Source organism: Mesorhizobium sp. WSM4989 (assembly GCF_029625795.1).
Classification (GTDB): Bacteria; Pseudomonadota; Alphaproteobacteria; order Rhizobiales; family Rhizobiaceae; genus Mesorhizobium.
The window spans coordinates 1,937,753-1,963,469 of record NZ_JARTVN010000001.1; the positions used below are offsets into that span (position 1 = coordinate 1,937,753).

Annotated in this window: 23 protein-coding genes; 12 read left to right on the plus strand and 11 right to left on the minus strand. The window is 64.3% G+C overall.

The window, feature by feature from the left end; genetic code table 11:
• Positions 1-4: 4 nt before the first annotated feature.
• The 4 genes from P9217_RS09330 to P9217_RS09345 all read left to right on the plus strand — a co-directional run bounded on the left by P9217_RS09330 (position 5) and on the right by P9217_RS09345 (position 4,594).
• Positions 5-910 carry a branched-chain amino acid ABC transporter permease gene (locus P9217_RS09330; RefSeq protein WP_127323643.1) on the plus strand — a complete coding sequence of 302 codons (906 nt, stop codon included), beginning with the start codon at positions 5-7 and terminating at the stop codon, positions 908-910.
• Between the two features lie 244 nt (positions 911-1,154).
• Positions 1,155-1,760, plus strand: coding sequence for a TRAP transporter small permease subunit (locus P9217_RS09335; protein ID WP_095824355.1), 606 nt, complete (start codon positions 1,155-1,157; stop codon positions 1,758-1,760).
• A complete protein-coding gene (locus P9217_RS09340; protein ID WP_164747261.1) occupies positions 1,757-3,553 on the plus strand; it encodes a TRAP transporter large permease subunit in 1,797 nt (598 codons plus the stop codon). Before P9217_RS09335 ends, P9217_RS09340 begins: the two co-directional genes overlap by 4 nt.
• Positions 3,554-3,565: 12 nt before the next feature.
• Positions 3,566-4,594: a zinc-dependent alcohol dehydrogenase family protein gene (locus tag P9217_RS09345; RefSeq protein ID WP_067324152.1), complete on the plus strand. Its 1,029-nt coding sequence runs from the start codon at positions 3,566-3,568 to the stop codon at positions 4,592-4,594.
• 83 nt (positions 4,595-4,677) lie between these two features.
• On the opposite strand, the gene P9217_RS09350 is transcribed toward P9217_RS09345, so the two are convergent.
• Complete coding sequence (locus tag P9217_RS09350; RefSeq protein ID WP_067003340.1) at positions 4,678-5,787, minus strand: TRAP transporter substrate-binding protein; 1,110 nt, start codon at positions 5,785-5,787, stop codon at positions 4,678-4,680.
• Between the two features lie 245 nt (positions 5,788-6,032).
• On the opposite strand from P9217_RS09350, the gene P9217_RS09355 reads away from it, so the two are divergent.
• Positions 6,033-6,806, plus strand: a complete 774-nt coding sequence (locus P9217_RS09355) for a gamma-glutamyl-gamma-aminobutyrate hydrolase family protein (RefSeq protein WP_067324150.1) — start codon at positions 6,033-6,035, stop codon at positions 6,804-6,806.
• Positions 6,807-6,812: 6 nt separating this feature from the next.
• On the opposite strand, the gene P9217_RS09360 is transcribed toward P9217_RS09355, so the two are convergent.
• From P9217_RS09360 to P9217_RS09380, 5 genes are all read right to left on the minus strand, one after another.
• Positions 6,813-7,205: a hypothetical protein gene (locus tag P9217_RS09360; RefSeq protein WP_164747262.1), complete on the minus strand. Its 393-nt coding sequence runs from the start codon at positions 7,203-7,205 to the stop codon at positions 6,813-6,815.
• 131 nt (positions 7,206-7,336) lie between these two features.
• Positions 7,337-8,320, minus strand: coding sequence for a 2-hydroxyacid dehydrogenase (locus P9217_RS09365; RefSeq protein WP_127323644.1), 984 nt, complete (start codon positions 8,318-8,320; stop codon positions 7,337-7,339).
• Positions 8,317-9,339: a LacI family DNA-binding transcriptional regulator gene (locus P9217_RS09370; protein ID WP_067324144.1), complete on the minus strand. Its 1,023-nt coding sequence runs from the start codon at positions 9,337-9,339 to the stop codon at positions 8,317-8,319. Before P9217_RS09370 ends, P9217_RS09365 begins: the two co-directional genes overlap by 4 nt.
• 60 nt (positions 9,340-9,399) lie before the next feature.
• Entirely contained in the window at positions 9,400-10,284 is an 885-nt protein-coding gene (locus P9217_RS09375) for a DMT family transporter (RefSeq protein WP_189413708.1), read from the minus strand.
• 336 nt (positions 10,285-10,620) lie between these two features.
• A complete protein-coding gene (locus P9217_RS09380) occupies positions 10,621-11,028 on the minus strand; it encodes a DUF2000 family protein (RefSeq protein ID WP_278086152.1) in 408 nt (135 codons plus the stop codon).
• Positions 11,029-11,061: 33 nt separating this feature from the next.
• Between P9217_RS09380 and P9217_RS09385 the strand changes: the two genes are divergently transcribed.
• The gene (locus P9217_RS09385; RefSeq protein ID WP_278086151.1) at positions 11,062-11,913 is read left to right on the plus strand and encodes an AraC family transcriptional regulator; all 852 of its coding nucleotides are present in this window, start codon (positions 11,062-11,064) and stop codon (positions 11,911-11,913) included.
• Between the two features lie 186 nt (positions 11,914-12,099).
• Here the strand turns inward: P9217_RS09385 and P9217_RS09390 are convergent, their stop codons facing one another.
• Complete coding sequence (locus tag P9217_RS09390; protein WP_278086150.1) at positions 12,100-12,570, minus strand: MarR family transcriptional regulator; 471 nt, start codon at positions 12,568-12,570, stop codon at positions 12,100-12,102.
• A gap of 358 nt (positions 12,571-12,928) precedes the next feature.
• On the opposite strand from P9217_RS09390, the gene P9217_RS09395 reads away from it, so the two are divergent.
• The 6 genes from P9217_RS09395 (at position 12,929) to P9217_RS09420 (ending at position 20,968) form a co-directional block, all read left to right on the plus strand.
• Positions 12,929-13,990, plus strand: coding sequence for a GTP-binding protein (locus tag P9217_RS09395; RefSeq protein ID WP_278086149.1), 1,062 nt, complete (start codon positions 12,929-12,931; stop codon positions 13,988-13,990).
• 233 nt (positions 13,991-14,223) lie between these two features.
• Positions 14,224-15,198 (plus strand): WD40 repeat domain-containing protein, encoded by a 975-nt coding sequence (locus tag P9217_RS09400; protein WP_278086148.1) that lies wholly within the window; start codon positions 14,224-14,226, stop codon positions 15,196-15,198.
• 181 nt (positions 15,199-15,379) lie between these two features.
• Positions 15,380-16,756: an aspartate aminotransferase family protein gene (locus tag P9217_RS09405; protein ID WP_278086147.1), complete on the plus strand. Its 1,377-nt coding sequence runs from the start codon at positions 15,380-15,382 to the stop codon at positions 16,754-16,756.
• 11 nt (positions 16,757-16,767) lie between these two features.
• Positions 16,768-18,174 (plus strand): glutamine synthetase family protein, encoded by a 1,407-nt coding sequence (locus P9217_RS09410; RefSeq protein ID WP_127216802.1) that lies wholly within the window; start codon positions 16,768-16,770, stop codon positions 18,172-18,174.
• Positions 18,175-18,263: 89 nt separating this feature from the next.
• Positions 18,264-19,499, plus strand: coding sequence for a putative DNA modification/repair radical SAM protein (locus P9217_RS09415; RefSeq protein WP_278086146.1), 1,236 nt, complete (start codon positions 18,264-18,266; stop codon positions 19,497-19,499).
• 2 nt (positions 19,500-19,501) lie between these two features.
• Entirely contained in the window at positions 19,502-20,968 is a 1,467-nt protein-coding gene (locus P9217_RS09420) for a UdgX family uracil-DNA binding protein (RefSeq protein WP_278086145.1), read from the plus strand.
• 291 nt (positions 20,969-21,259) lie between these two features.
• Here the strand turns inward: P9217_RS09420 and P9217_RS09425 are convergent, their stop codons facing one another.
• The 4 genes from P9217_RS09425 to P9217_RS09440 all read right to left on the minus strand — a co-directional run bounded on the left by P9217_RS09425 (position 21,260) and on the right by P9217_RS09440 (position 25,637).
• Complete coding sequence (locus P9217_RS09425) at positions 21,260-22,519, minus strand: glycerate kinase (RefSeq protein ID WP_278086144.1); 1,260 nt, start codon at positions 22,517-22,519, stop codon at positions 21,260-21,262.
• Positions 22,516-23,019, minus strand: a complete 504-nt coding sequence (locus P9217_RS09430) for a heme-degrading domain-containing protein (RefSeq protein WP_067324128.1) — start codon at positions 23,017-23,019, stop codon at positions 22,516-22,518. Before P9217_RS09430 ends, P9217_RS09425 begins: the two co-directional genes overlap by 4 nt.
• Positions 23,020-23,094: 75 nt before the next feature.
• Positions 23,095-24,408: a guanine deaminase gene (guaD, locus tag P9217_RS09435; protein ID WP_067324126.1), complete on the minus strand. Its 1,314-nt coding sequence runs from the start codon at positions 24,406-24,408 to the stop codon at positions 23,095-23,097.
• 2 nt (positions 24,409-24,410) lie between these two features.
• Positions 24,411-25,637, minus strand: coding sequence for a urate hydroxylase PuuD (locus P9217_RS09440; protein WP_127214755.1), 1,227 nt, complete (start codon positions 25,635-25,637; stop codon positions 24,411-24,413).
• Positions 25,638-25,717: the final 80 nt, after the last annotated feature.

The following is a 25,717-nucleotide window of genomic DNA, read 5'->3' on the forward strand; positions in this document are numbered from 1 at the left end:
CTCCATGCTCTATTTCTATCAGCAGGTGCTGAACGGCCTGCATTCGGGCGCGCTCTATGCGCTGCTCGCCTTCGGCTACGTGCTGACCAACGGAATCCTGCACCGCACCAACCTTGCCTATGGCGCGCTGTTTGCCTTTTGCGGCCACACCATGATCCTGACCGCCGCCTTCGGCTATCAGGCGCTGTGGCTGACCCTGTTCGCCTCGGTCGCGCTCGGCATCGTTGCCGCCCTGCTCTATGCGGCGCTGATCAGCCAGGTGCTGTCGCGCAGCGTGTTCGAGAGGCTGGCGGACCGGTCGCCCAACGCCATCGTGGTGACGACGCTCGGCATCTTGCTGTTCCTGTCGGAAGCAAGCCGCATCGCCGCCGACACCCATGATCTCTGGCTGCCGCCGATGCTCGCCCAGCCCGTCGTCTTCGCGCAGGGTGCCGGCTTCAAGGTGACGCTGACCGTTATCCAGCTCTTGGATTGCGCGGCGGTGATGGCGATGGTGGCGGTGGCCGCGTGGCTGTTTTCGCATTCGCGCTTCGGACGGGCCTGGCGGGCCGTGTCCGACGACCCGAAGGCGGCCGCGATGTGTGGCATCGATGTGACCGCGGTGTTCCGCCGCGCGGTGCTCTATGGCGGCTTCTGCGCGGCTTTTGCCGGCATGCTCGCCGGCATCTATTACGGCAACATCAGCTTCGGCACGGGCCTTGTCTACGGCCTCAAGATCCTGTTCGTGACGGCGGTCGGCGGCTACATGTCGCCGCTCAAGGCTGCTCTCGGTGCCGCGGCCTTCGGCATGGCCGAATCGCTGTGGGCCGGTTATTTCCCGCTCGAATGGCGCGACGGCTGGATATACCTCTTCCTCGTCGCCATGCTGGTGCTGATCGGCGCCGGCCGCGACCAGGCCAAGGTCGCCTGAAACCCATCAGACTTTGGTTGCATGACGCGCCGTGAGGTGACCGGTTTTTACCGTTGCTCGCCGCGTGGATCGCCGGCACGTGCTTTGCCATGTTGACCAACCGGACCACGCACTGCATACCGTTGGGCCAAGCGGCGCGACACCGGAGGGGGACTCGGGCGCGGCGCCAGCACTTTGAGTTAGGCATCGTGCTTCTCGAAAATCGAACGCGATTCTCGGGGCCGGTGCGCGAGGGAGGAAATGCATGGCAGGGCTGCTCGCTCTATCCACGACGATCGACCGCATCAACGAGTTCATCGGCCGCTGGGTCTCGTGGCTGATCCTGCTTGCGATCCTGGTGAGCGCCGGCAACGCCGTCATCCGCAAGATGTTCGACATCTCCTCCAACGCCTGGCTCGAACTGCAGTGGTATCTGTTCGGCGCCGCCTTCATGCTGGCCGCCGCGTATACGCTGAAACAGAACGACCATATCCGCATCGACATCGTCTACGGCATGTTCCCCCGCCGCGTGCAGCACTGGATCGACCTCCTCGGCCATCTCCTCTTCCTGATGCCGTTCGTGGTGCTGATGGTTTTCTACTTCGTGCCTTACGTGTCGCTGTCCTTCCGCAGCGGCGAGATGTCGACCAATGCCGGCGGGCTGATCGTCTGGCCGGCCAAGGCCATCCTGCTCGTCGGCTTCTTCCTGCTGGCCATCCAGGGTGTCTCGGAGATCATCAAGAAGATCGCCATCATGCGCGGCGACATGGAGGATCCCACTCCCTATGTCTCGGCCCACGACCAGGCCAAGCTCGAGGCCGAAGCGCTTGCCGAAGAAGCCAAGGCGCTGTCCGGCGAGGTGCGCTCATGATCGAGTTCATCGCGCAGAACATGGCGCCGATCATGTTCGCCTCGCTGATCATCTTCCTTTTGATCGGCTACCCCGTCGCCTTCTCGCTCGCTGCGAACGGCCTGTTGTTCTTCTTCATCGGCGTGCTCTTGTCGCCCTATTCCGGCGGCTCGATCAACCTCGCCTGGCCGCTGCTGCATGCGCTGCCGGATAATTTCTACGGCACAAGGGTGATGTCGAACGACACGCTGCTGGCCATTCCATTCTTCACTTTCATGGGAATCGTGCTGGAGCGATCCGGCATGGCCGAGGACCTGCTCGACACGGTCGGGCAGCTGTTCGGCCCGATCCGCGGCGGGCTTGCCTATGCGGTGATCTTCGTCGGCGCACTGCTTGCCGCAACGACCGGCGTGGTGGCGGCCTCCGTCATCGCCATGGGGCTGATCTCGCTGCCGATCATGCTGCGCTACGGCTACGACCGGCGCCTCGCCTCGGGCGTTATCGCGGCTTCCGGCACACTGGCCCAGATCATCCCCCCCTCGCTGGTGCTGATTGTGCTGGCCGACCAGCTTGGACGCTCGGTGGGCGACATGTATGCGGGCGCGCTGATCCCCGGCCTCGTTTTGACCGGCATCTACATGCTCTACATCCTGATCATGTCGATCGTCCGGCCGAACTCGATGCCGGCATTGCCGCTCGAGGCCCGCACGCTCGGCCACGGCGTGATTTCGCTGATCGTGGCGCTGCTGGTGACCGGCGCGATTTCCTATGCGGCCTATCGTTACCTCGCGCCGACTCATGGCGACAATGCGGACATCCTTGGCGCCACCGTCGGCGTGATCGTCATCTACATCGTGGCGATCGCCGACCAGCGCCTCCACATCAACATGATGTCCAAGCTGGCACAGCAGGTGGTGATCGTGCTGATCCCGCCGCTGGCGCTGATCTTCCTGGTGCTGGGCACCATCTTCCTCGGCATCGCCACCCCAACCGAGGGCGGCGCCATGGGCGCCGTCGGCGCGCTGATCATGGCGGGCTTCAAGGGGCGACTGACGATGGATGTCATCAAGCAGGCGCTGGCCTCGACGACGCGGCTCTCCGCCTTCGTGCTGTTCATCCTGATCGGCGCGCGCGTCTTCTCGCTCACCTTCTACGGCGTCAACGGCCATATCTGGGTCGAGCATCTCTTGACCTCGCTGCCGGGCGGCGAGACCGGCTTCCTGATCGGCGTCAACGTGCTGGTTTTCGTGCTCGCCTTCTTCCTCGACTTCTTCGAGCTCGCCTTCATCATCGTGCCGTTGCTGGCGCCCGCCGCCGACAAGCTCGGCATCGACCTGATCTGGTTCGGCGTGCTGCTTGGCGTGAACATGCAGACCAGCTTCATGCATCCGCCGTTCGGCTTCGCGCTGTTCTACCTGCGTTCGGTCGCGGCGCGCGTGCCCTATCTCGACCGCATCACCGGCAAGCAGATCGCGCCGGTCACCACCGGCCAGATCTACTGGGGCGCGGTGCCGTTCGTCTGTATCCAGGTGATCATGATCGGGCTTACCATCGCCTTCCCGCAAATGGTAATGCGCTACAAGGGCACCGCGGTCGAGCCGAGCACGATCGACCTCAAGCTGCCGGACATGCCGGGACTTGCGCCGCTCGGCACGCCGCCGGGCGACAATGGCGCGGCGCCCGCCAGTGGCGGCTCGGCGCCCGCCGCGCCTGGCACCCCGGACTTGTCACAGCCGCCGAATTTCGGCGATACGGCCCCCGCCAACCCGGCGACGCCGGCACCCGATCTTTCCAAGCCGCCGAGTTTCAACTGAGGTGACCAAGTCATGAGAGCCGTACGGCTGGAAGCAATCGGCGGCATCGCCCTTCGTGCGGTCGACAAACCTGCGCCGGGGCCGGAGGATGTTCTGGTGCGGATCGAAGCCTGCGGCGTCTGCGGCACGGACCGCCACCTGTTCCATGGCGAATTCCCGTGCACGCCGCCGGTCACGCTTGGCCACGAATTCTGCGGCATCGTCGAGGCGGTCGGCGACGCGGTGTCCGGCATCGCCGTCGGCGATCGGGTCACGGGCGACCCCAACATCGCCTGCGGGCGCTGCAGCCAGTGCCGGGCCGGCCGCGTCAATTTGTGCAGCAATCTCAGGGCCATCGGCATCCACCGGGACGGCGGTTTCGCCGATTATGTCGTGATGCCGCAAGGCCAGGCCTTCCTCCTGCCCGGCAACCTCCAGCCGACGCATGGCGCCTTCTGCGAGCCGCTGGCCTGCTGCCTGCACGGCATCGACCTCGCCGGAATCAGGCCCGGCGACTCGGTGGTGGTGCTCGGCGGCGGCGTCATCGGCCTGCTCACCGTCCAATTGGCGAAGCTTGCCGGTGCCGCGACCATCATCCTATCGACCAGGCAGGCCTCGCGCCGCGCGCTGGCCGAAGAACTCGGCGCGACCGCTACGGTCGATCCCAGCGCCGTCGATCCCATCGAGGCCATCGCCGGAAAAGCCGGGCTTGTGCCGGGCGGCGTCGACGTGGTGCTGGAATGCGCCGGGGTTCGCGACACGGTCGAGCAGTCGATGCGAATTGCCAAGGCCGGAGGCACGGTGGTGATCGTCGGCGTGATGCCGCAGGGGCAGAAGGTGGCTTTCGAGCCTTTCGACGTGCTGTTCCGGGAGTTGAAGGTCCTCGGGTCCTTCATCAATCCCTTCACGCATCGACGCGCCGCGGACCTCATCGCGTCCGGCGCGATCGAGATCGACAAGCTGATTTCCAGGCAGGTGCCACTCGAAGAGGCGCCGCAGGTGATCTCGAACCCAGCCGCCCCCGGCGAGGTCAAGGTGCTGGTCGTGCCGGGCCGGACCTGAAGTCCTGCAACGTTGGCGATTGGCGAAACCGGCGGTGACAGCGCCCTCTCCCCGTCACCATAGGGGAGAGGGCTAATCCCCGGCTACAGCTTGCCGTTACGCTGCTGCACCATCATGAAGGTATCGTAGTTGTATTCGGCGACCTGGGCCCAGAGATAGTGCTCCTTGCGGAAGCCTTTGATGGATTCCCAGATCTTCTTGAACGGCGCGTTGTTGGCCTCCATTTCGGCATAGACTTCGTTGGCCTTTTCGAAGCAGGCAGCCATGATTTCCTGGCTGAAGGGGGCCAGCTTGGCGCCGCTGGCGACCAGCCGCTTCACCGCCGCCGGATTGAGGTAGTCGTATTTCTGCAGCATGTTGGCGTCGGCGGCTTGCGCGGCCGTGTGCACCAGCGACTTGTAGGCGGGCGACAATTCCTCGTATTTGGCCTTGTTGAACATCAGATGCACGGTCGGGCCGCCTTCCCACCAGCCGGGATAGTAGTAGTAGGGCGCGACCTTGTAGAAGCCGAGCTTCTCGTCGTCATAAGGGCCGACCCATTCGGCGGCGTCGATCGTGCCCTTTTCCAGCGCCGGGTAGATGTCGCCGCCGGCGATCTGCTGCGGCACGACGCCGAGCTTCTGCACCACCTTGCCGGCAAAGCCGCCGATGCGCATCTTGAGGCCGGAAAGATCGGCGACCGTGTTGATCTGCTTGCGGAACCAGCCGCCCATCTGCACGCCGGTGTTGCCGCCCGGCAGGCCGAACAGGCCTTGCGTTGCAAGGAATTCGTTGAAGAGGTCAATGCCGCCGCCATGATAGTGCCAAGCGTTCATGCCGCGCGCGTTGAGCGAGAACGGCACTGCGGCACCCAGCGCCCAGGTTGGGTCCTTGCCCCAATAGTAATATGCCACCGTGTGGCATGCCTCGACGGTGCCTGCGGCGGTGGCGTCGGCCGCCTGCAGGCCGGGAACGAGCTCGCCCGAGGCGAAGACCTGAACCTGGAAATTGCCGTCGGTCGCTTCCGACAGCATTTTTGAGAACACTTCCGCACCGCCATAGATCGTGTCGAGCGATTTCGGGAAGGACGATGCCAGCCGCCAGGTCACTTTCGGATTGGACTGGGCTATCGCCGGCGTGGCAAGCGCGGCGGCCGCTGCCGCGACACCAACACCGGATGCACCGGCCTTACGGATGAACGAACGACGATCCATGCATTTTCCTCCCGTTTAGAACCAACAGACCGATATTCGGACATCCGCGGTGCCCTGATCGGCTGCGCGAAACAATACACGGGCAAGATGTCGAGTCCAGCACCGCGGGCAACGTGCAACTATAGTCTAACGCCGACCGTCCTGGCCCATTCGGAGAACCGAAACTTGCCATGGCAAAGTGCCGACTGATCGCCTATTTTGTAGGCAGAATAATTCGTTAGCCCTCGATGGAACCCGGATCCAAAATGCAGCAGCCGCTCGTTGCCGTCTCAACCGATGTCCGCCAGTTCGACAACTACACATGGCATGCCGCGCCCCAGCAATATATCGAAGCGGCGATCGCCGGCGCCGGCGTGTTCCCGCTCCTGGTGCCGTCCTTCGGCGACCGGCTCGATTTCGACGAGCTGCTGTCCTCGGTCGACGGCGTCATGGTGACGGGTTCGAAATCCAACGTGCATCCCTCGCTCTATGGCGGCGATCCCAGCGAGGCCAACGGCCCCTACGACCCGGCACGCGACTCCACCACGCTGCCGCTGATCCGCAAGGCGATTGAGCGCGGCGTGCCGCTGCTCGCCATCTGCCGCGGCATCCAGGAGCTCAACGTGGCGCTGGGCGGGACGCTCGGCACCGAGATCCAGGAGCGCGAAGGCTCGCTCGATCACCGCGCGCCGGTGAGCGACAATCAGGACGAGCGCTTCGGCATCCACCAGACGATTTCGATCAAGCCTGGAACCTGCCTCGCCGGCGTGTTCGGCGCCGGCGACATCAAGGTCAACTCGCTGCATCGCCAAGCGATCGACCGGCTCGGATCGAAACTGCAGGTCGAGGCTTTGGCGACCGACGGCACGATCGAGGCCGTCTCGGTCAAGGAGGCTCGCGCCTTCGCCGTCGGCGTCCAGTGGCACCCCGAATATTGGGTGAAGTCGGACAGCAACTCGGCAAAGATCTTCCGCGCCTTCGGCGATGCCGTGCGCCTGCATGCGGCGGCGAAGGCCGGTGCACGCGCGGCGGCGGAATAGCCGAACTCAGTCGCTGGTCGTCGCGTTCAGCGCCAAAAGCGGGGCGGCCGGCGCATAGGATTCGTAGCCGTCGCCATCAGCAACACCGAAGGTGACGATCGGATCGATGCCGTTCTCGCTGAACGCGACCGAGCCGTCGGCCTGCTCGCGCCAGAATTTCACACGCTCGATGCCGGGCATCAGCTTGCTGCAGTTCGGAGCAATTGTCAGCAGCGACAGGCCGTCCGAGACCTCGGCGCCGCGCTTGATTGCGCAGGCCGCTTCGTCGCCATTGGCTGTCAGCCGATAGCTGTTGGAGAGGCCGGCTTGCTCGACCGCGCTTTGGCCGTTGCCGTCGTGCAGGGACTGAACGCCCCCGTATAAGGCGACTGACGCAACCAACCCGGCTAACAGCTTCACTCCGCCTCTCCACATCCTGGCTTGCCGTGCCATGCTGTTCTCCAAACCACGCGCCGATTTGGACAACATGCATAACGAAGTATGCAGAATGATGGTTAAGCAGGCGTTAATAAACGTGGCCGGCCTTCCGCTCAGGCGCGTGGCTTGACGTTGATCGTTTCCGGCACCGGGGTCAGCGGCCGGCGCTCGCCGAACCAGGAGATGAGATTGTCGACGCACAGATCCGCCATGGCCCGGCGGGTGTGGTCGGACGCAGATCCGACATGCGGCAGAAGGGAGGTGTTGGGCGCATCGAGCAGCGCTTTGGGCACATTCGGTTCGTCGGCAAAGACATCGAGCCCGGCGGCAGCGATGGTGCCATTGGAGAGTGCTGCAGCCAGAGCCGCCTCATCAACCGTGCTGCCGCGGCCGATATTGACGAAGACGCCGTCGGGACCGAGCGCCGCCAGGACCGCCGCGTTGATGGCTTTCTCCGTCGCGGCCCCGCCCGGCGCGATACAAATCAGCGTGTCGACCGCTTCGGCCAGGCCCTTCAGCGTCGCATGGTATTCATAGGACAGGCCATCGACCTTGCGGCGGTTGTGATAGGCGATCGGCAGGCCGAACGCCTCGAGTCGACGGGCGACGGCAAGGCCGATGCGTCCCATGCCGAAGATGCCGACGCGGCGGCCGCGCAAGGTGAGCCGGCTCAGGCGATAGTCGCCCTTCTTCACCCAGTCGCCGTCGCGCAGCCATTTCTCGGCGGCGTACATTTCGCGCACCGTGTTGATCAACAGGCCGATGGTGGTGTCGGCGACCTCCTCGGTCAGCACGTCGGGCGTGTTGGTGACCATGACACCGCGGGTCGCCGCGTGACGAGCGTCGACGGAGTCATAGCCGACGCCGAAATGGGCGATGATCTCGAGATTCGGCAGCGCGTCGATCATGACCGCGCTGATGCCGCCGAAGGAGGCGATGCCGCGCACGCTCTCGCGCATCTCGCCGGTGACGAGCGACGGATCGGCGCGCTCGATCCGCACGCGCTTGAACGCCTTGTCGATCCGGCCGATGGCATGGTCGTTGAAACGGCCCGGCACCAGGATGGCGACCGGCGACTTCGCTTCTGTCTGTGTCATTGACGCTCCACCGGCTTGCCGGTGGACTGGCGTACGTGCAGCTCCGGCTTGATTAATTCCTGCGACGGCCGCACGGCCTGCCCGTTCAGCTTGTCGAGCAGCGCGCTGGCGGCTCGGCGGCCGACCTCGCGCTGGCCATTCCAGACCGTGGTCAAGGCCGGCGTTGCTATCGCAGCCTCCTCCAGGTCGTCGTAACCAGTGACGGAGATATCGACGCCCGGCACCAGACCGGCGCGCGCGATGCCGTTCATCAGTCCGATCGCAACCAGATCATTCCAGCAGCAGGCGGCGGTCGGCTTGTCCTTCAGCGCCAAGAACTGTCCTGCAGCCTCGAAACCGGCCTGCTTGGTGCGCGGTCCAGGAATGCGCCAGGACGGCTTCACCTCCAGCCCGGCCGCTTCCATGGCGTTGACGTAGCCCTGGTAGCGGTCGCGGCCGGTCGAGGTCTGGTCCGTGCCGCCGATCATGGCGATGCGTTTGTGGCCGAGCGAGATGAGATGGTTGGTCGCGAGTGCCGTGCCATAGGCATCGTCGCCGCGGAAGACCGGCACGTCGGCGCCGGTAACGGTGCGCGCGATCAGCACCGCCGGGAGGCCGTTTTCCTCGGCCATGATGATGTCCTCGGCCGGCGTGCCTATGGCCGGCGACATGATGACGCCGTCGGCGCCGAGCTGCAGCAGCGTGTCGATGAAGGTGCGCTGCTTTTCCAGCTGGTCATAATGGTTGGACAGGATGAAGGTCTGGCGGCTGCGGTCGAGCTCGCTTTCTATCGAGCGCAGAATCTCGGCGAAGAACGGGTTCATGATGTCGTGCACGACGACGCCGACAATGCCGGAGCGTGAGGTGCGGAGCGACGCGGCCCGTCGGTTGTAGATATAGCCGATGGCGCGCGCGTGCTCCTTGATACGCTCGCGCGTCGAGCCCGCGACCAGCGGGCTGTCGCGCAGCGCCAGCGACACCGTTGCCGTGGATACGCCAAGCGCATCCGCGATCGTCGAAAGCTTGATCTTCTGTGCCAGCCTTGGTCCCCGAGGCCTTTAAACTGTTTAAATGGGCTTATGCCATCGATTGAGGGCAAATCAAAGTTTTTTTGCCAAGCCCTCGGCTTCCGTGTCCAAGGAAGCGGAATTGCGCAGGCGAAGCCTGTGCTCGCGGTGGATGATGTAGAGGCCGCTGGCGACGATGATGGCCGCCCCGAGCAGGGTCCAGCGGTCGGGAAACTGGTGGAAGATCAGCCAGCCGGAGATGATCATCCAAATCATCTGCGAATAAGGGTAAGGCGCGAGCGCCGTCGTCGTCGCCAGGCGATAGGCCTGGACCAGGAGCCAATGGCCGCCGGCGCCGAAGACGCCGAGCATCAAAAGGATCACCCAGTGCCAGCCGTCCTGCGGCAGGGACAATGAGAAGGGCAGCATGGGCAGGAGCAGCACCGCCGGCGCCAGCGCCGAGAACAGGATCAGGCTTTCGGATGTCTCCGTCGACGACATGCGCCGGGTCATGATGACGTAAAAAGAGTTCGACAGCATCGAGCCCAGCGCGAAGAGATGGCCCATGCCGAACACGCCGACGCCGGGCCGGGTGATGATGAGGACGCCGACGAAGCCGGTGAGGATCGCCAGCCAGCGCCGCCAGCCCGCCCACTCGCCGAGCAGCGGGCCGGCCAATGCGGTGATCACCATCGGGCCGAAGAAATAGATCGAGGTGGTCTCGGCGAGCTGCAGCGTCCTGAGCGCCAGGATGTTGAACATGGTCGAGCCGAAAAGCAGGCATCCGCGCAGGATGTGCGCCGGCAGATTGTTGGCGCGGAAGCGCGACGGCTCGCGCCAGCCGCGCAGGAAAACGCCGACAAGCAGGACATGCACGACGAAGCGAGCCCAGGCGACGATCAGCGCCGAGACGCCGGCGAGCACTAGATATTTGCTTGAGGTGTCGAGAAAGGTGAAGCAGACATAGACGCAGAGCATCAACAGCATCGCCGCGGGCGGCGTCGCGCTGTCGTCGTAATTTTTGGGAACGCTCAAAATCGGGCCGGAGGAGAGGTAGACGCCGTCCTTTTGCGGCAATCGCCGCCGGCCGGCAAGCCAAAAGCGACTGGCCAACAAGACGTGCCGACAGGCTTAGAGCGCAGTGCCTTGGCGGTCACCAGAACGTTCCTTGTTCGTCCGCCCGAGCGGAGCAAGGAGCGAAGCGACGCGCGCAGCCCAGGCTGACGAAACAAGGAGGTCGCGGCCAATCTCGAACGTGCGCGACGTCGTCCGGACGAATGGTCAATCAGCCACCAAGACCATCCTCCCCGCCACTCAAGCATGCATGCGGACGCCCTTGGTAATCTTGTCGACCAGCTTCTTTTCGGCGCGCAGCGCGATGCCGACGATCTTGGCGTCGTCCGGTGCGAATTCGGCGAAGACGGCGCGGTTGGCCAGGTCATGGCCGGTGCAGAACATCTCCTCGACATAGGCCGATGTCGTCACGCCGCGCTCCAGGGCCCGGCGGTGGATCGCGGCAAGCGTCGACCCGTCCGCCGACAGCACGATAACGGGCTGGATCGAGAGCGGATTGAAGAAATTGCCGGCGCGGTCGCGATAGGGCTCGCCGATGATTTGAGGAGATTGCGCGACGATGCCGCTGGTCAGGAAAGCGGTGACGTTGAGCTTCTGCCAGACGGCGAGGTCTTCCTTGAGCACGATTGCAAATTTCGTGTCGAACACCAAAATGTTTCTCCGAGATGTGGATCAGGGACCATGGCGCACGATCTAGGCAATGAGGCGCTGGGAGGTCTTGAACGTTCGTGCGCTGAGGACGACCGGATCGTTTCGGCGCCCGGTGCCACGGGCCTCGAGCGCATCGAGGCGCGTTTCCACGGCAATGCCTTCGAATTGCACCGCCACGACACCTACGCCATCGGCGTGACGCTGGACGGCGTGCAGCGCTTCCACTATCGCGGCGCGCTTCGGCACAGCCTGCCCGGCCAGGTGATCGTGCTGCATCCCGACGAACTGCATGACGGCGGCGCCGGCACCGAGCACGGCTTACGCTACAGGATTCTCTATCTCGAGCCGTCGCTGCTGCTTGACTGCCTCCACGGTTCGCCGCTCCCTTTCGTTAAGGATGCTGTGGTGAGCGACCCTCAGTTGCGCGGCACGCTGCTGTCGGCGCTAACACCGCTCACCGAGGAACTCGACGACCTGTTCGTGGCGGATTTCATCGCGCAGCTGGCGCAGCGATTGAAACGCCATGCCGGACAGCCGGCAAAATCAGCGGGAAAAATCGCGTGGCGGGCTGCCGCGCTGGCCCGCGACTATCTCGAAGAAAACGCTGAACGGCCGGTGCGCTCCGAGGAGCTGGAGGCGGTTACCGGCCTCGACCGCTACGCGCTGTCGCGCCATTTCCGCGCGACCTATTCGACAAGCCCGCATCGCTTCCTGTTGATGCGTCGGCTGCAGCGGGCGCGGCGCATGATCGAAGCGGGAGAGCCGCTTGCCGAAACCGCTGTTGCGGCCGGCTTCAGCGATCAGAGCCATTTCAACCGGCATTTCAAGAAGGCGTTCGGGCTGACGCCGGGACGCTGGGCGACGCTGGTGCGCGACGCGTAGCGTCGTCGCCCTTTCCGCTGAGCTGCCGATGCTTGGGTGGTGCCTGAAGCGACGATGCTGTGCATCGCGCTTGGGTCGCTCGAGACGACGTTGCGCGTCGCTCGTGGGTCACCAACGCCGGCGGCTAAGCGACGATGCTGCGCATCGCGCTCACGCGTCGCTCGAGACGACGCTGCGCGTCGCTCGTTAATCATCCAGCTCGGCGTCGTCGTCGATGAGGATCAGGTCCTCGTTCGACAGGTTGGCCTCGATGCGGGCGAGCAGCTTGAACAGCGCCTTCTGGTCTTTCTTGTCGAGACCTCTCAGCGCCTGCTTCTCGGTCTTCTTGACCGATTTCTCGATGGCGCGGATGGTTTCGCGGCCGGAGCCGGTGAGGAAAATATGGGCCTGGCGGGCATCGGCGTTGGAGGCGCGCTTTTCGAGAAAACCCTGCGCCTGCAGCCTGTTGATGGTTTTTGTGATCGTCGGCGGACGTACGCCGAGCTTGTCGGCGAGATTGCCGGGTGTCTGGCCGTCTTCGCGGTCGAGCGCCAGCATGATCTGGTCCTGGCCGGCGTAGAAGCCATGTGCCAGAAGCCGCGCAGCAAGCACCGTGCGCGCCAGCCGCGCTGCCGAATGCAGCCGGCTCATAGTCGCCGTTCTGTCCGCCTTGGCCATGGTCATTCCCTCTTCGGCCGAACCGGCGCGGGCAGCATAGAGGCTGTCCGGCGGCTGGCAAATGACGATTTAACGAGTCCGGCCTGCAAACACTTTGCCGGCAAGCATTGCGGTGCCCGCGCAGGTGATGCCAGATGTTTATTTCAGTTAGATGACAAACGACTTTTGGCCCGCCGGCATTCACAGCGGAACATCCCGGAGGGGCTCTGATGCCGTGCGGCTGCCCTGTTACTTTAACCCACTGCGGCTGCCCCGATCGGGACCGGCTGGCCCATCGGTTTGGCGCGTGCAAAAGCGCGGCTCACATCCTATATGAGGGCCGACAAATCCTTCGAGCACAGATTTTTCGAGGCAGGCCATGAGCGATGCACAGACGCAGATCCCCGTAACCGTTCTCACCGGCTATCTCGGCGCGGGCAAGACGACGCTGCTCAACCGCATCCTGTCGGAGAACCACGGCAAGCGTTACGCGGTCATCGTCAACGAGTTCGGCGAGATCGGCATCGACAACGATCTGATAGTCGAATCCGACGAGGAAATCTATGAGATGAACAATGGCTGCGTGTGCTGCACGGTGCGCGGCGACCTGATCCGCGTCGTCGAGGGCCTGATGCGGCGGCCCGGCCGTTTCGATGCCATCGTGGTCGAGACCACTGGCCTGGCCGACCCGGTGCCGGTGGCGCAGACCTTCTTCATGGACGACGATGTGCGCTCCAAAACCAAGCTCGACGCGGTGGTGGCGCTGGTTGACGCCAAGCACCTGCCGCTGCGCCTGAAGGACTCGAAGGAGGCCGAGGACCAGATCGCCTTCGCCGATGTGGTGGTGCTGAACAAGACCGATCTCGTCACTCCCGAAGAGCTCGAAAAGGTCGAGGCGACGATCCGCGCCATCAACCCGGCGGCCAGGATCCATCGCACCCAGCGCGCCGGTGTGGCGCTCGGCGAAGTGCTCGACCGCGGCGCCTTCGACCTGTCACGCGCGCTGGAGAACGATCCGCATTTCCTCGAGGCGCACGACCACGATCACGACCATGAATGCGGCCCGGATTGCGATCACAACCACCACCATCACCACGACGGGCACGATCACCATCATCACGACCATCCTTCCGACATCCACGATGTCACGGTGAAGTCGGTCTCGCTGCGCGGCGGCGAGATGGATCCGAAGAAGTTCTTCCCATGGATCGAGAAGGTGACCCAGATGGAAGGGCCGAACATCCTCAGGCTTAAGGGCATCATCGCGCTGAAGGGCGACGAGGACCGCTATGTGCTGCAAGGCGTGCACATGATCCTCGAAGGCGACCACCAGCGCGCCTGGAAGGACGGCGAGAAGCATGAAAGCCGGCTGGTCTTCATCGGCCGCGATCTCGACGCCGAGCGCCTCAGGAAGAGTTTTGAAGCCTGCCAGGCGGCTTGATTTCCGGACTTTCAGGCGTTAGCGCTGCCCCTACTTTCCTTCTCCCCTTGTGGGAGAAGGTGGCCGAGCGAAGCTCGGTCGGATGAGGGGTGTTCCAGCTTGGCGATGACGGCACTCCGTCGAACACCCCTCAACCGTCTTGGCGCTACGCGCCAATCCACCTTCTCCCACAAGGGGAGAAGGGGGAGTCACACCTAGCCGCGCCGGCTGGTGAAATCGAATGGATCATCCCCATGCCGACAGTCGCCCCGCTTGATCTCGAAGGCCATTGCGTCGCCGCCGTCTTCCTCAACGATGTGCCGCATTTCGCTTTGGCCGACGGCGCGATCCATCGGCTCGACCATGGGCACAAGACCGTACAGGCGAATGACGGGCTGCTCGCCGCCTTCCACGATGCGGCGAACGACCGCCTGATCACCGGCGGCGAGGACGGCAAGGTGTTTGCGGTCAAGGCCGGCGGCGAGGCGAGCGAACTTGCCAGCGCCGGCAGAAAATGGATCACCAGCGTTGCGGCGGGCCCTCAGGGTGCGGTCGCCTATGCCTCGGGCAAGACGGCGTTCGTCCGTTTCGCCGACGGCAAGATCAAGGAATTCGCGCATCCGCGCTCGGTGGAAGGGCTCGCCTTCTCGCCCAAGGGCATGCGCTTCGGCGTTGCCCGCTACAATGGCGCGACGCTGCATTTCCCGGCGGCGGAGGGCAAGCCGGTCGATCTGGAATGGGCCGGCGCCCATACCGGCATCACCTTCTCGCCGGACGGCGCTTTCCTGATCACCACCATGCAGGAAAACGCGCTGCATGGCTGGAAGCTGGCGGACGGAAAGCACATGCGCATGAGCGGCTATCCGGGCAAGGTCAAAAGCCTGTCCTGGAGCGTGAAGGGCAAATGGCTGGCGAGCTCCGGCGCGCCGGCGGCGATCGTGTGGCCTTTCGCCAGCAAGGACGGGCCGATGGGCAAGGCGCCGCTGGAGCTCGGCACGCGCGGCAATACCATGGTGACCTGCGTTGCCTGCCATCCCAGCCAGGAGGTCACGGCGATCGGCTATGAGGACGGCATGGTGATCGCGGCCCGCTTCGCCGACGCCAAGGAAGTGCTGCTGCGCCGTCCCGGCAAAGGCGCAATCACCTCGATGATGTGGGACAGGGAAGAGCGCCGCATCGTCTTCGGCAGCGCGGCCGGCGATTGCGGTGTGATCGACATCACTGCGTAAGGGATTAGGGGAATAGGGCAGCAAGGGAATAGGGAAAACAGAGACCTCCTGCACTTCCTCCCCCTGCCTACTCCCCTACTCCCCTTAATCCCTACTGCCTGAGCCAACGCCCGCCCCCTGCGCGGCCAATTGCGGTTTTGCCGACCGGTTGGCAGAGTGCCGCGCGAGAAAGAGGGGCTTCATGCATTCAATCGACCGGACTTCCATCGGCGGCATCGCCGCCGCCCGCATAGCCGAGCTGCGCGAGGCCGAGGCGGCCGCCTTCCGCAAGGCGCGGCCGAAGTCCGAGGCCAAGGTTGGCAACGGCATGGCCGGCTTCCTCGGCGGCGTGCCGATGCATTGGATGACTGACTGGCCGACGCCTTTCCCGATCCTGGTCGACAGCGCCAACGGTGCCACGATTACCGATGTCGACGGCAACAAGCTCGACGATTTCTGCCTGGGCGACACCGGCTCGATGCTCGGCCATTCGCCGCCGGCGGTCGCCCGCGCCATCCGCCGGCAAGCAGCACGCGGCTTGACCTATATGCTGCCCAGCGAGGATGCGCTGGCGATCGGTCCGCTCTTGCAGCAGCGCTTCGGCCTGCCGTATTGGCAGATCGCCACCACCGCCACCGATGCCAACCGCTTCGCCTTGCGGGTCGCCCGCGCGGTGACGGGGCGCGAAAAGATCCTGGTCTTCAACGGCTGCTATCACGGCTCGGTCGACGAGACGATGGTGCGACTGATCGACGCCAAGCCGGTCAACCGGCTTGGGCTGGCAGGCGAGTTCCGCGATCTCACACGGGCAACCAAGGTTATCGAATTCAACGATATTGCAGCATTGGAAGCGGCACTTGGCGACCGCGATATCGCCTGCGTGATCACCGAACCGGTGCTGACCAATTCCTGCATGGTGCTGCCGGAACCCGACTTCCACGACGCGCTGCGGCGCCTCACCCGGGCCGCCGGCACGCTGCTTTTGATCGACGAGACGCACACCATTTCAACCGGGCCCGGCGGTTACACGCGACGGCACGGGCTGGAGCCGGACCTGTTTGTGCTCGGCAAGCCGGTGGCCGGAGGCGTGCCGGCCAGCATCTGGGGCATGAGCGAGGAGATCGCGACGCGCTACGGCGCTTACAATCGCAGCAAGGAGCCCGGCTATTCCGGCATGGGCACCACGCTGTCGGCCAACCCGCTGCAATTCGCGGCGATGCGGGCGACGCTCGAAGAGGTAATGACCGAGGAAGCCTATGCGCATATGGACCGGCTGGCGCGCCGCCTCGACGCGGGGCTCTCCGCCGTCATCGAGCGAAACAAGCTGCCTTGGCATGTCGCGCGCGTCGGCGCCCGCGTCGAGTTCATCTGCGCGCCCGGGCCGCTCAAGAACGGCGGCGAGGCGGAGAAGGCACATGCGCCGGAACTCGAAGCCGCCGTCCATGTCGCGCTGGTCAATCGCGGCGTGCTGATCGCGCCGTTCCACAATATGATGCTGATCTCGCCGGCGACGACCGCGGCGCAGGTAAGCCGCCTGATCGCGGCTTTCGCCGCGGTTGCCGCCAGGCTTACGGCATGAGACAAGCGGCTATGGACAATCCGAGCACAGTTGCGACCTCCCCTTCGGGCTCGACGCCGGCCGAGGCGAAAGCGTTTCTCGCCGCCCATCCCGACATCGAGGCCTTCGACATCGTGCTCACCGACGCCAACGGCATCGGCCGCGGCAAGATCGTGCGCCGGCACGAGCTGATGAGCATTTTCGAGGGCGGAAGGCATATGCCGATCTCGATCCTCGGCCTCGACATCACCGGTGAGGATGTTCACGAGACCGGGCTGATCTGGGACACCGGCGACGGCGACCTCAGGGCATGGCCGGTTCCAGGCACGCTGGTGCCGCTGCACGGCACCAAGCCGCCGCGCGGCCAGGTGCTGATGGCGATGTATCGTCTCGACGGCCAGCCGATGACCTCCGATCCGCGGCTGGTGCTGGCAAGGCAAGTCGAGATCCTGGCGGCGCGCGGCCTGCATCCGGCCGGCGCCTTCGAACTGGAATTTTTTCTGCTTGCCAATGAGCGCGATGCCGACGGCAAGGTGCAGGCGGCGCGCGCGGTGCTCGACGGGCGCCGCTCGGGCAAAACGGAAGTCTATTCAGTCGACCACCTGCACGGCATGGAGCCGCTGTTTTCCGACATCTACGCCGCCGCCAGGGCGCAAGGCATTCCGGCCGAGACGGTGATTTCCGAATATGCGCCCGGACAGTACGAGCTGACGCTCAACTACCGCAAGGACGTGATGCGGGCGGCCGACGACCTGGTCATGCTGAAGCGGCTGGTGAGGGCGCAGGCGCGCCGGCACGGCGTCACCGCCTGCTTCATGGCCAAGCCGATCGAGGCCTATGCCGGTTCGGGCATGCATTTCCACGTCTCGCTGCAGGACGATGCCGGCCGCAACGTCTTCACCGAAGCTGCCGGCGAGAAATGGTCGCCAAGCCTGCTCAACGCGCTTGGCGGCCTGATCCACACCATGGCGGAATCGATGCTGGTGTTTGCGCCGCATGCCAATTCATGGCGGCGTTTCGTGGCGCAATCCTATGCGCCGGTGGCGCCGACCTGGGGCGTCAACAACCGCTCCGTGGCGTTGCGCGTGCCGGCGGGCGATGCGATGAACCGGCGTATCGAGCACCGGCCGTCCGGCGTCGACGCCAACCCTTATCTTGTGGCGGCGACGGTGCTGGCGGGCATCGTTAACGGCCTCGACGAGGCCCTTGACCCCGGACCGGAAACGACCGGCAACGGTTACGAGCAGACAGCGGAAGCCTCCACCATGCCGACCGATTGGCGCGCCGCGATCGAGGCGGCACGTGGCTCCGAATTCCTGAAATCGGCGCTCGGTCCCGACCTGCACCGGACCTTCGTGGCGATCAAGCAGGCGGAATATCTGCGCGTCGCACGCACCGTCAGCGAACTCGACTACCACCTCTACCTCCACGAGGTCTGAGGACTTGGCCTCGCAGACGGAGTGATCACGTTTCGCCGCGACACTCAAAAGTTATAGCTAGGCGACTTTCTGGAACATATCATGAACGAATGGCTGTGATTTCCGTCCGCGAGAAACTGGCGATCCTGTCCGACGCCGCCAAATACGACGCCTCCTGCGCATCGTCCGGTTCGGCGAAACGCGATTCGCTGAAAACAGGCGGCATCGGTTCGACCGAGGGCTCGGGCATCTGCCATTCCTATGCGCCGGACGGGCGCTGCATTTCGCTGCTGAAGATCCTGCTCACCAATTTCTGCATTTACGACTGCAGCTATTGCATCAACCGGTCCTCCTCGAACGTGCGGCGAGCCCGCTTCAGCGTCGACGAGGTGGTGCGGCTCACCATGGATTTTTATCGCCGCAACTACATCGAGGGTCTGTTCCTGTCCTCCGGCGTCATCCGCTCGCCGGACGAGACGATGGGCGAGATGGTCGAGGTGGCGCGACGGCTCAGGATCGAGGAGAAATTCGGCGGCTATATTCACCTCAAGACCATTCCCGAAGCGTCAGCCGAACTGATCGAAAAAGCAGGCCGTTATGCCGATCGCCTGTCGATCAATGTCGAGCTGCCGACCGACGAAGGGGTGAAGAAGCTGGCCCCGGAAAAGAAGCCGGAAACGATCCGGCTTTCCATGGCCAAGCTGCGCTGCAAGATCGAAGAGAAGGCCGAACCAACGTTGCAGAGCCGCAAACGCGAGCGCTTTGCGCCGGGCGGCCAGTCGACGCAGATGATTGTCGGCGCCGACAAAACGTCCGACGACGGCATCCTGCGCGCCAGCGCCCGGCTTTATGGCAGCTATCATCTGCGCCGCGTCTATTATTCCGCCTTCAGTCCGATCCCGGATTCGTCTGCGGCGCTGCCGTTGCAGAAGCCGCCCTTGATGCGCGAGCACCGGCTTTACCAGGCGGACTGGCTGATGCGCTTCTACGGCTTCTCGCAGCCTGAAATCCTGGCCGGCAGCAATGACGGCATGCTCGACCTTGCCATCGATCCCAAACTTGCCTGGGCGCTGCGCAACCGCGGCCGGTTCCCGGTCGACGTCAATCGCGCCGATCGGGAGGCGCTGCTGCGTGTGCCGGGGTTGGGCACCAAGGTGGTCGACAGGATTCTGCAGACGCGCCGCCATCGCCGGCTGCGTCTCGAAGATGTCGGACGGCTCTGCCGTTCGGTCGCCAAGGTACGCCCCTTCATCACTGCGGAAGGCTGGTCACCAGGCGCGCTCACCGACAAGTCGGGCTTGCGCCAGATCATCACCCGATCTTGCGAGCAGCTTTCGCTGTTTTGACCATGGCACGGACCCAGCTCAGCCTCGCATCTCATCTCGCCCGTCTCGAAAGCGAGACCGATTTCGCCGGTTGGCGCGATGCGGCGCGCCGGCTGGCCACGAATGATATTCCGCCGGAAGAGGTCGCTTGGCAGGTTGGCCACGACGATGATGATCGCGGCAACGATTTGCCGGCTTGCCGACAGGATGCGCGGCTTGTCGTCCCGCGCGAGTTCATCGAACGTGCAGAGACGGTCATCTGCCATTCGGACCCCGACCGTTTCAACTTCCTCTATCGGTTGCTCTGGCGGTTGCGCGTCGACCCGAAGCTGCTGTCGATCGCTTCCGACCCGGATATCCGCAGGCTCGAGTCCATGGAAAAGGCGGTTCGGCGCGACATCCACAAGATGTGCGCCTTCGTGCGCTTCCGGAAGATCGGCGACGGCGCGGAGGAACGTTATGTCGCCTGGTTCGAGCCCGATCATTTCATCGTCGAGCGCAATGCCGATTTCTTTGTGCGCCGCTTCGCCGGCATGCGCTGGACGATTCTCACGCCGCACGCCTCGGCCGAGTGGGACGGCGAGCGGCTGGCGATCGGCCCAGGCGCCAGCAAGCGCGACGCGCCGGCGGAAGACGACGCCGAGACGCTGTGGCGGACCTATTTCGAGAATATCTTCAACCCGGCCCGCCTCAAGGTGAAGGCGATGCAGAAGGAGATGCCGAAGAAATATTGGCGGAACCTTCCCGAGGCCTCGCTCATTCCAGACCTGATAGCAGGAGCGGACAGAGCCGCGACAGCCATGATCGCCCGGATGCCAACCTCCCCAGCGCCGCGCCACGCCAAAGTGAAGGCAAAACACTGGCCTTCGCCGGAGCCGGCGGATGTGGTGGAGCCCGAAAGTACGGATATTCCGGCATTGCGCGAAGAGGCGAGCGGTTGCCGGCGTTGCCCGCTCTGGCGCGATGCCACGCAAACCGTGTTCGGCGAGGGACCGGAGAATGCCGACGTGGTGTTTGTCGGAGAGCAGCCCGGCGACCAAGAGGACCTTGCCGGCAAGCCGTTCGTCGGGCCCGCGGGCAAGGTGTTCGACAGCATTTTGGACCAGGCCGAGATCGACCGCCGCAAGGTCTATGTGACCAATGCGGTGAAGCATTTCAAGTTCGAGCCGCGCGGCAAGAGGCGGATCCATTCAAAGCCCAATGCCGGCGAAATTCGTGCCTGCCGCTGGTGGCTCGACAAGGAACTCGACCTCATCAAGCCAAATCTTGCGGTGGCGCTCGGCGCGACAGCGGCGCAGTCGCTGCTCGGCAAGGCGGTGCCGATCACCAGGATGCGCGGCGACGTCATCCAGCGCGAGGACGGCTTGCGGGTCTTTGTCACCGTCCATCCCTCCTTCATCCTGCGCATCCGCGAGCATGAGGACAAGGAGGCCGAGAGGGAGCGGTTTCTCACCGATATGAGGAAGGTGAAGCAGTTGATGGCTGCTTGACCGATCTGCGCGCCTAAACGGGACCTTGCGCGGACGGATGCTGTTGTACGAGTCGTGCGACTTGGGAGAATTGGGCGAGATGCCCGTCGCCTCGTCGTCCACGGGCGAAGCAAGGAGCGGAGCGACGCGCGCAGACCTGAGGATCATTCCGTTACCTGCAGGCGTCGCAACGATGCACAATTCTGCTCCGCTGCATTCCATGCCCGAGGTCACGGAATGGATTCCAGGGTCTCCGCGACGGAGCTTCGCTCCTGCTTCGCCCTGGAATGACGACTTCAGCCGTTTATTGCGCTACCGGACGAGTATCGCCCTTAGATCATTGACGTTGGTCCCGGTCGGACCGGGCACGAACAGATCGCCGACCGCGTTGAAGGCGGTCCAGGCATTGTTGCCGGCAAGCATAGCCTTAGCATCGACGCCTGCGGCACGCATGCGCGCCAGGGTCGTGCCGTCGGCGAAGGCGCCGGCATTGTCCTCGGAGCCGTCGATGCCGTCGGTGTCAGCGGCTAAAGCATGGATGCCGCTGACCCCATCGATACCGATGGCGAAGGCAAGCAGGAATTCGGAGTTCCGGCCGCCCTTGCCCTTCGCCCGCAGCGTTACCGTCGTCTCGCCGCCGGAGAGGATCAGCATCGGCTTCTCGAAAGGCCGGTTACGGGTCGCCACCTCGCGGGCAATCGCGGCATGCACGCCGCCGACCTCGCGCGCCTCGCCCTCGATCGAATCCGACAGGATGACGGCCTCGATGCCTTGCCGCTTCGCTGCGGCGGCCGCGGCTTCCAGCGAGACGCCGGCCGAGGCGATGAGATGCACTTGATTGCCGGCAAAGCGCGGATCGTCGGAGCGTGGCGCATCGGCTGCGGCAGACTGGATATGCGCCATGACCGCATCCGGCAGGCTCATGCCGTAGGCGGCGATCGACGCCAGCGCATCCGCGCGGCTGCCGGTGTCGGGGACGGTCGGCCCCGAGGCCACCAGCGCCGGATTGTCGCCGGGAATGTCGGAGACGACCAGCGATACGACTCGGGCCGGATGAGCGGCGCCGGCCAGCCGGCCGCCCTTTATGGTCGAGATGTGCTTGCGGATGGTGTTCATCGCCGCGATCGGCGCGCCGGAAGCGAGCAGCGCCTCGTTGACGGCGATCTCGTCGGCAAGAGTCAGGCCGGGAGCGGGCGACGGCAGCAGCGCCGAGCCGCCGCCCGAAATCAGCGCCACGACCAGATCGTCCGCGCTCAGTCCCCGCACCTTCTCCAACAGCCGACGCGAGGCTTCGAGGCCGGCGGCGTCCGGCACCGGGTGCGCCGCCTCGATGATCTCGATGCGCTCGCATCTGGCGCCATAGCCGTAGCGGGTCACGATCAGCCCATCGATCGGACCATCCCAGACCTTCTCGAAGGCCGCCGCCATCTGCGCCGAGCCCTTGCCGGCGCCGATAACGATGGTGCGGCCCTTCGGCTTTGCCGGCAAATGATTGCGGATCGTCTTTTCCGGATCGGCAGCGGCGACGGCGGCGTTGAAGATCGACGTAAGGAAAGTTTTTGGATCGGTCATTGCTCTTCCGGCGGCAACTTGAGCTTGCTCGCATCGACTCCGAGATGGGCGCAGAGCGCATCGACAACGACACCGTGGTCTTCTCGTTCGGGCAGACCGGAGACGGCGATGACGCCGATCACGCCTGCGCCCTTCACCGCGACGGGAAAGCCGCCGCCGGCCAGCACATAGTCGGCAATGTCGAGTGCTTCGCCGACCTTGAAGGTGCGGTCGGGTCGCTGCTGCTCCAGCACCATGCGATAGGTGCTTCTGAGATAGCGCTTGACGACATTGATCTTGCGCCGCGCCCAGTCGGGGTTGGAGGCGTTGGAGCCCGGCATAGCGGCATAGAATAGGGGACGGTCGAAGGTCCTAATATCGACGATAATCGGCAGGTTTTCGTTGAGCGCCCGCTCCCTGATCGCCGCGCCTATCTGGAAGGCCACGGCTTCGTCGAAGGCCGGAAAGACCAGCGTGGCTTCTTGTTTCTTGATCAGAGCGATGTCGTCGGCGGCAGCCATGGCGTTTCCCCTGTCAATGTCGACGCACGCTTTGGCCGATGGCTGACGCGGGGTCAAGCGACGAGCACATGTAATCTATGCGACAATCGCGCTCTTGGCCGGCCGGCCCGCCACATAGACCTCGCTCACGGCGCGATCGTCGCCCAGCGTCTGTAGCAGGAAGAGCTCTTCCGCAAGGGTCTCCACCGTCTCCATCCTCAGCCGCATCGCCGGCGTGGCGTTGGCGTCGAGCACGACAATGTCGGCATCCGTGCCTTCTTCCAGCGTGCCGATTTTTTCGGCGACAGACAGCGCCTCGGCATTGCCGCGCGTCAGCTGCCAGAAGGACTGGAAGGGGTTCAGCTTCTCGCCATTCAGCGCGATGACTTTGTAGCCCTCCTCCATGGTCCGCAGCATCGAATAGTTGGTGCCGCCGCCGACATCGCTGGCGGCAGCGATCCTGAGCGGCTTTTCGCGGCGGCGGTAGCGCTGGTAGTCGAACAGGCCGGAGCCGAGGAAGAGATTGGAGGTCGGGCAGAACACCGCAACCGAACCCGATTGCGACAGCGCATCGGCTTCGCGCTCGGAAAGATGAATGCAGTGGCCGAACAGGCTCTTTTTGCCCAGCAGGCCGTAATGCTCGTAGACGTCAGTGTAGTCGCGCGACCAGGGGTAGAGCTCCTGGGTGAAGGCGATCTCGGCGTGGTTTTCCGACAGATGCGTCTGCATGTGCAGATCGGGATGCTCACGGCAGAGCGCGCCGGCCATCTCCATCTGCTCGGGCGAGGAGGTGATGGCGAAGCGCGGGGTGGTGGCATAGAGCTGGCGTCCCTTGCCGTGCCATTCAGCAATCAGCGCCTTGCTGTCGTCATAGCCGGTCTGCGGCGTGTCGAGCACGCCCTCCGGCGCATTGCGGTCCATCATCACCTTGCCGGCGATGTTGAGCATATTGCGGTCGTGCGATTCGGCGAAGAAGGCTTCGGCCGAAGATTTGTGCACCGAGCAATAGGCGACGACCGTCGTCGTGCCCTGGCGCAGCATCTCGTCGAGGAAGAGCCTGGCGATGCGGCGGCCATGCTGCGCGTTCGCGAATTTCGACTCCTCCGGAAAGGTGTATTTGTTCAGCCAGTCGAGCAGCTCGGCGCCGTAGGACGCGATGATCTGCATCTGCGGAACATGCACATGCGCATCGATGAAGCCCGGCAGGATGAGATGCGGGCGATGATCGATCGTCTCGACGCCGGCGCCGGCGCGCTTGGCGATCTCGGCATACGGACCGGCGGCAATGATCTTGCCGTCGTCGATCAGCAGCCCGCCATCCTCCTCGTAGCGCCAGGCGGAATGGTCGTCGATTGCTTCGGGCCAGCGCAGGAAGGAGAGCGTGCGGCCGCGCAGGAGTTTCGAGGTCATGCTTACTTTCCGGCGCCTTCGAACCAGGCCACCAAAAGGGCCCGTTCCTGGTCGGTTATCTGAGTGACGTTGGCGGGCGGCATGGCATGCGCGCGGCCGGCCTGGAGGTAGATCTCCCGGGCATGCTCGGCGATGCGCGCGTCGGTGTCGAGCAACACGCCCTTCGGCGCATGGTAAATTCCTTCATAGGCCGGCTCTTCGGTATGGCACATCGAACAACGGCCGAGCACGGTGTCGCGCACGGCCGGGAAATGCGCCGAGGCAATGTAGACCTGGGCAGCAGCGGATGCCGCGGAGGTCTTGGACTCCCCCGTCAGCACCTTGGGCACGGTCGACAGCCAGATGACGACCATGAACAGCACGGCGGCACCCAGCCAGGTCCAGGTCGGGTTCCCCTTCCTCGCGTGCACGGTGTTGAAATAGTGCCGAATCAGCACGCCGATGATGAAGACCAGCGAGGCGATGACCCAGTTGAATTGGGTGCCGAAGGCCAGCGGGTAGTGGTTCGACAGCATCAGAAACAGCACCGGCAAGGTCAGGTAGTTGTTGTGCAGCGAGCGCTGCTTGGCAATCTTGCCGTATTTCGGGTCCGGCTTGCGGCCGGCGATCAGGTCGGCCACGACGATCTTCTGGTTGGGGATGATGACCATGAAGACATTGGCCGACATGATCGTGGCGGTGATGGCGCCGAGATGCAGGAAGGCGGCGCGGCCGGTGAAGAGGTGCGTCAGCCCCCAGGCGATGAAGACCAGCACGAAGTAGAGCACCAGCATCAGGCCGGTATCGCTTTTGCCGAGCGGCGAGCGGCAGAGCAGGTCATAGACGATCCAGCCGACGCCGATCGTTGCCAGCGACAAGAGGATGCCGACGGGTACCGAGATGTTGAGCACGTTGGGGTCGATCAGGAAGAGGTCGGCGCCGGCATAATAGACCACGCAAAGCATGGCGAAGCCCGACAGCCAGGTGGCGTAGGATTCCCATTTGAACCAGGTCAGGTGCTCCGGCATCTCCGCCGGCGCCACGAGATATTTCTGGATGTGGTAGAAGCCGCCGCCATGCACCTGCCACTCCTCGCCGAAGGCGCCGGCGGGCAGGCCGGGACGCTGGCGCAGCCCGAGATCGAGGGCGACGAAATAGAAGGACGAGCCGATCCAGGCGATGCCGGTGATGACATGCAGCCAGCGGACGGCGAAGCTCAGCCAGTCCCAGAAAATCGCAAAATCCATCATCGAGTCGCCCCTGGGAAATCGTCCCTGCCGATCAGGCGACTTTACGGTCTGGAGCGCAAACGAAAAGAGGCGGGGCGCGC